This is a genomic window from Candidatus Zixiibacteriota bacterium (genome assembly GCA_014728145.1).
Classification (GTDB): Bacteria; Zixibacteria; MSB-5A5; order JAABVY01; family JAABVY01; genus WJMC01.
In genome coordinates this window covers 1-6,379 of sequence record WJMC01000168.1, presented here as the reverse complement: position 1 = coordinate 6,379, position 6,379 = coordinate 1, and the positions used below count along the sequence as shown (strand labels likewise).

The following is a 6,379-nucleotide window of genomic DNA, read 5'->3' as shown; positions in this document are numbered from 1 at the left end:
GTCATCAGGTTGGTGGCGTTGTTGCGCCGTCCCATGATGATATAAGCCGCCAGCTTGAGCTTGCGCCAGTTCGTGATTTTAGCAGAAAGGGTTTTAACAGAGTCCGCATCCGAGGGCAGGTTGTCCTTGTTGGGATGATTCTCGAAATCGAGTTCAGCCTGGAGCTGATAGTTGTCTCCGGCTGTATATGACGGTACGAAAAACACCCCGGCCGTGCCCGGCTCCAGGCCGGTCGGGTCGGCTTCGACATAAACGCATTTATTGGCGCTGTCATCTTTGGACTCATAAGGTTTCAGGTTTTTGCCGATATCGAGATACGTCTTGTAACTTTTGGTGTCCTCTTTTTCGCGCGCTCCGGAAAATTTCTCAGCGCAGTTGTCACCGCCGTTAGGCTCTTCTTCACCCGCTTTTTTAATGAACTTGCGGGGTGTATAATTGACATCCGTCGAAGTCTGGTCAAGATCCTCGGCCGGATCCAGGACCTTGAAATTAACCCGCACTTTTCCGACCGCCTGGCTGACGAAGGCCGGTTTCCCGTTGCGACGTTTGATCATCACCTTCCCGATTATCGGGATATAGGGTCGGTTGAAATTGTCAGCTTCCTTGTCATGTTTTTTAGTGGTGAAAAACTCATCACCAGCGTTCTGGTTCCATTCCTTCTTGCCGTCCTCGATTTTGGTCTCATAGCAGTAATACAGGTTGGCATGGGTATACAGCTTGACCTCTTTGGATGAATCAAAGAGATCTTTTTCATTGGAAAACAGCTGGCGAATCTCACGCTGGTCCGAACCCAGGACCTTGCGGGTCTTCTTGCCGGCGACAGCATCAGCCACCAGGGGCTTGCGCGGTTTGCTCTTGTCTTCCGGCCAGGGCACCTCCCAGTTGGCACGTTGAAAATTCTTGATCGCCCGTTTGCTCATCGGCCCGATATTGCCGTCGACAGGCCCGGCCGGGTAACCCAGCACATTCAAACGCCACTGAATCCACTTATCGCGTTCCTTCTTTTCAACCGGGATCTCGTAAAGCGGAACGTAATCGCCCAGCTCCATCTTGATTGAATGGAATTCGACTTTGAACGTCCATTCGACTTCCTGACCATCAGGACCGGCTTTTTTGCGATTTGCCACGGCACCGCTGTCATCATCGGGATCTTCATTGTCTTTGGAATATTTGATTACAACCGTGTACGGTGAATAGAGCGGATTGATGTAGGTTGCCTGGGTGTCGCCCTTTTTCAGGTCTCCTTTTTCGGCCGTGGTGTCGCCCCACCACTTGATCGTGTATTCCTTCAGGTGAGTTCGTTCCCGGGCCGGGATCAGCGCCGAATAAATTACGGCGTCGTCCTCCGGATGACTCTTGTTTTCATAATTGGAGGCGTAAACATACAGGCGCGCCCCCTTGATCTCTTTATCAGGATCGATAAACCGGTACCTGATTCTGAGCCTTTCACGACGGGGTGCGAAACGTTCCTCGATGGAATCGAAGATCACACCGAGCGCGCCGAATCCGAGCGCGTTATCGGAGCTGTCGTAACTTACCTGCGGTTCTTCTATCTCAGCTTTGGCGCGGAACAGGCGAAACATGCTGACACCCAGTTTCGGTTTGAGCTCCGCCTCATCGGTTTCACCCTCGGCCGGCTGATAATCAATTTCACAACGGTTACCCGAGACCTGACCGGTAACCTCATCAAGGGTGATGTTATCCGGATCGTCCTCGGCCACGACCTTGACTTTTATTTCCTTGTTGTCGGCCACCTGCTCGGTCTCGATAATGATCTTGACCGTGTCACCCGGTTTGGCGAACTGGGGCGCGAAGAAGACACGTTTGATACGCGAAGGGAGCTGTTCCTGGTGTTCGATATTGGTCTGGCGGGTCAGCTTCAGGAGTTCATCCGGCATAACGATCGATCCCCCTCATATCAATTCTGCTCCAGCGTGGAACCGTCATCCAGCCTCAAACGGCAGTCACCAATCGGAACGTCCTCTTCGATAATCTTGCCTTCCTCATCGGAAACACCCTCGCGCACCTCGCCGTCGGGTAAAGTCAGCCTGTAAGCTTTGCCGGTCAGGGCATTGCCGGAATCGTCGCTCAGGTCGGCTTCGAATTTGTCGACCACCCGCAGGATATCGCTGTTCTTCTCCAGAGATCCGGATTTGGCGCGGAAGATGAATTTCGGGCGTTTGCCGTCGTCGTTTTCATCGTATTCATAGGTCCAGCTCGCCTCGGCAGAGAACTCCTCGCTCACTGTGGCATTGACAGTGGTGATTTTCTCATCGTCAGCCTCGGCATAGACGCGGTAAATATCAAAATCGATCTGGTCGCCGGCATCATGGGCCGGGCACTCGACCATAAGCTTGATCTCCTCGCCAAGGTTGAGTGTGTCGGTTTCCCAGTGCGGGTTGACAAGCTGCTTGAAGATGATCTGGCATTCACCGGCCGGCAGATTGTCCTTGCGTATCCTGCCGTCGGAACCGACTGTACCGGTAAACTTAGTACCATCGGGCGCAACGATTATATACTCGGCTCCGGCCACCGGCTGATCCTCGAGATCCTGAAGCAAAACATCCAGGAAATTCTGGTTTTGTTGCTGTTGCTGCTGAACCTGCTGTCCCGGGGGCGTGGGCGGACGACCGAGCGAATTCTTTTTGACTTCGAAACGGGTGCTGTAACCCGAGGCATTGAATATGTGCGTGGCTTTTACAACGTAATATGAACCGCTGAATTTATTGCCGATCCCGTCAAGGTCAATGACCGCGCCGGCTTTAATCACCGGATCCCCCAGGGCTTTTCCCTCGCCGGTAACGAATCCCATCGAGAGCCGGTTGAAATGGGCACGGGCCAGCGCGTCGGCTTCGGCCTGGCTGTGAATCGGACGGTCGACCTTGAATGTCTTGGTGGAACCATGGGCCGACTCCATGATCTGGGTGGCTGTCTGCGCACCACCCAGGGTCGTATGTTCATCACCGGAACGGGATTTCCCGATGATCTCCTTTTTGGTCTTGGGATCCCAGCCCTTGACTACCACTTCGGAAACCTGGTTAAACGATGACAGGCGGGGAGAAAATTCAGCCAGCGATTCGCCCCACACCAGGCTGACCTGCCGGCTCAGATTCGACAGGGGAGGCCTGAAATAAAGATTATTACCCTCGATATACATCTCGAACAAAATCCGCTGGGCACGCTCCATCAGAAATTCCAGGTTGGTCTGATTGCGCTGAAAAACATACGGATGAACTTCGCTGGTGGCGGTTACATGAGGTGTCAGGCTCATCTCACGCGCGATCTGGGTGGCGATATCGGAGTCCTTCATCTTGACAAACGAACGGCTTTTCTTTTCGCGAGACAATCTAAATGATTTATCGTAACCGCGAACCGTCAGGTAGGCCGCTCCTCCCTGCGGAAACTCCGGCTCCCAGGCAACTATTTCACAAGTTGCAACCGTGGTCAGACTGCTTTCCTGGTACCCCAGCTTGATCTCTACCGTCCTGCCGATCGCCAGATCGTTGGAGTTGATCAGTTCCAGGTCGTAATCATACAACCGCATCTCGAACATATCGAGAATTTCCAGGTCGCTTTCGGCCTTGATCGAAAGTACTCTCGACTCAACTCTCGCGTCCAGCGGACGACCATCGATGAGCACCTTAAATGAGGGTGTCAACAGCTGGGGATTCTGTTGCGATTGAGACTGGGCCCGGGGCATAATCGTCCTTTGAATAACAGTCATCCATGATCACGGAGCACCTGAAATAAAAGTAAATTTTTAATTATTTTCAACCAAAATGAAAAGAATCTGCTCCATAAAACACCTACCTTAACTAAATTTTAATGAATTTATAATAATTTGTTAAGAATTTCGACATTCCCTTATACCCCACTTAACCCGTTCCGGCACATTGTTTAGTCTTACTGTAACATAACTATGCCCGTCGACATTCTGTACATAGAAACATCCGCGGAACTTGGAATTCAGATATGATTTCGTTGCAATACAACAACTTAAGCTTTTGGCATGATTCTTGAATAGTATGGAGTGAGACAAAATAACATGTGAAGGGCGTGATATTATGCGAAAAGTTACAGTACTTCTGGTCATTCTGGCTCTGGTCACGATGACATCGCAGGGGTTTGCCATCTACGACCCCTCGATAGTCTCGGGTCGGGTTGAACTTAATGGCAATGAAGGCCTTACCGGATCAGCGCCGAATTCAGGACCGGCTCAGATGGATGAAGATTATTATCATCCTTACAATTTTGAGGGTGGCTCAAATGATTCTACCCCGGCCCCGATACCTGAACCGACTACACTGGTTCTCGTCGGTCTGGGCCTGATGGGTGCCGGCCTGCTCCGCAAAAAGCGGTAAGTGCAAGCTTTATGAAGAAAAAGGCAGTCATTTTGACTGCCTTTTTCTTATCTACATGATTTAACCGGCTATCTTTTCTTCCACCTGATTTCGATTTCGGAATATCAAGCCATCACCGGCGGCATCGATAACTATCTTCCGCCCGGCCTTGATTTCACCCTTCAGCATCTGTTTGGAGATCTGGCTGATCAATTCCTTGTGGATCAGTCGTTTCAGTGGCCTGGCGCCGAAGGCCGGATCGTAACCATGTTCGGCCAGATACGAGGCCGCATCATCGCTCAGTTCAGCCTCGACTTTCTGCGACGCGAGACGATCCTTGACGATCTCGAACTGAAGCTTGACGATCTGCTTGATATGATCGCGGGTCAACGGTTCGAAAACCAGGATCTCATCGATACGATTCAAAAACTCCGGCCTCAGCGACTGCTCCATGATCTTGATCACTTCGCGCTTGATCTGTCCGTAGACAGCTTCCCAGCCCTGGCTTTCGACATCGCGCGACATCTCCATAATCTGCGGAGCGGCGATATTCGAAGTCATGATCAAAACCACGTTCCTGAACGAGACCGTACGTCCCTTGTTGTCGGTCAGACGACCATCCTCCAGGATCTGGAGCAGTACATTGAAGACCTCCGGATGAGCCTTTTCGATCTCATCCAGAAGCACTACCGAATAGGGCTTACGACGAACCGCCTCGGTCAACTGACCGCCCTCGTCATAACCGACATAACCCGGGGGCGCACCGATCAGGCGCGAAACCGAATGCTTCTCCATGTATTCGGACATATCGATCCTGACCATCGCTTCCTCAGAACCCCACATCAGCTCGGACAACGCCCGGGCCAGCTCGGTTTTACCCACACCGGTCGGACCTAAAAATATAAATGAACCGAGCGGACGATTGGGATCGGACAGGCCGGCGCGCGAATTACGAATGATCTCGGAGACCGATTCGACCGCGATATCCTGGCCGATTACCCTCTGGTGAAGGTTGTCCTCCAGATGCAGAAGCTTCTCGGTTTCGGACTCGGTCAGGCGGGTTACCGGGATACCGGTCCAGTTCGAGACGACATCGGCAATATCATCCTCGTCAATCTCTTCCTTGACGAGTTTCATCTCCGCCTGAATTTCCTTCAGGCGCTGTTGCTCGCTTTTGAGCAGTTTGGTCATCCGGTCGATTTCACCGTAACGCAGGCGTGCCGCCTCTTCGAATTCGGCATTGCGTTCGGCTTTGTCGGCTCGGATTCTTAAATCCTCGATATTGGTCTTGAGCCCGTGAATGGTCTCGATCACTTCTTTTTCTTTCTTCCAGTGCTCGCTCAGTTTGGAGCGCTCAGCATACAAATCCTCGAGTTCTTCCTCGATCGGCTTGAGCCGTTCGACAGCATCTTTTTCTTTTCTGACGCCTTCTTTTTCGACCTCGAGCTGACGAATCCTTTTTTCGATCTGATCCAGCTCGGTCGGCATCGAATCGATTTCGATCCTTAAGTTGGCGGCCGCCTCATCGATTAAGTCGATCGCCTTGTCGGGCATAAAGCGGTCCGAGATATACCGTTCGGAAAGCTCCGCCGCGGATACTATCGCCCGGTCGGTTATGCGGATACCGTGATGAATCTCGTAACGTTCTTTGAGACCGCGCAGAATCGAAACCGTATCCTCGATCGAGGGCTCCTCGATCATGACCGGTGCGAACCGGCGTTCGAGTGCGGCATCTTTTTCGATATGCTTGCGGTATTCGTCGATTGTGGTCGCGCCGATACAATGCAGTTCGCCCCTTGCCAGCGCCGGCTTGAGCATATTGGAGGCATCCATCGAACCGGAACCAACCGCACCCGCGCCGACTAAGGTATGCAGTTCGTCGATAAACAGGATGATCGAACCCTCCGATTTTTCGACTTCCTTCAGCACAGCTTTAAGCCGTTCCTCGAATTCGCCACGAAACTTCGAGCCTGCCAGAAGCGAACCCAGGTCAAGCGCAACCAGCTTCTTTTCCTTGAGTGATTCGGGCACATCGCCGT

The 6,379-nt window shown here is 52.1% G+C and carries 4 protein-coding genes; 1 reads left to right on the top strand and 3 read right to left on the bottom strand.

Annotation, left to right across the window (positions count from 1 at the left end):
* Together GF404_10010 and GF404_10005 are read right to left on the bottom strand one after the other, a co-directional pair.
* On the bottom strand, positions 1–1,898 hold a 1,898-nt coding region (locus GF404_10010; protein MBD3382517.1), incomplete at its 3' end, for a hypothetical protein.
* A gap of 20 nt (positions 1,899–1,918) precedes the next feature.
* Entirely contained in the window at positions 1,919–3,724 is a 1,806-nt protein-coding gene (locus tag GF404_10005) for a hypothetical protein (protein MBD3382516.1), read from the bottom strand.
* A 340-nt stretch (positions 3,725–4,064) separates the two neighbouring features.
* Between GF404_10005 and GF404_10000 the strand changes: the two genes are divergently transcribed.
* A complete protein-coding gene (locus GF404_10000) occupies positions 4,065–4,361 on the top strand; it encodes a PEP-CTERM sorting domain-containing protein (protein MBD3382515.1) in 297 nt (98 codons plus the stop codon).
* A 60-nt stretch (positions 4,362–4,421) separates the two neighbouring features.
* Here the strand turns inward: GF404_10000 and GF404_09995 are convergent.
* Positions 4,422–6,379 (bottom strand): AAA domain-containing protein (locus GF404_09995; GenBank protein ID MBD3382514.1); only part of this gene is annotated, 1,958 nt, incomplete at its 5' end.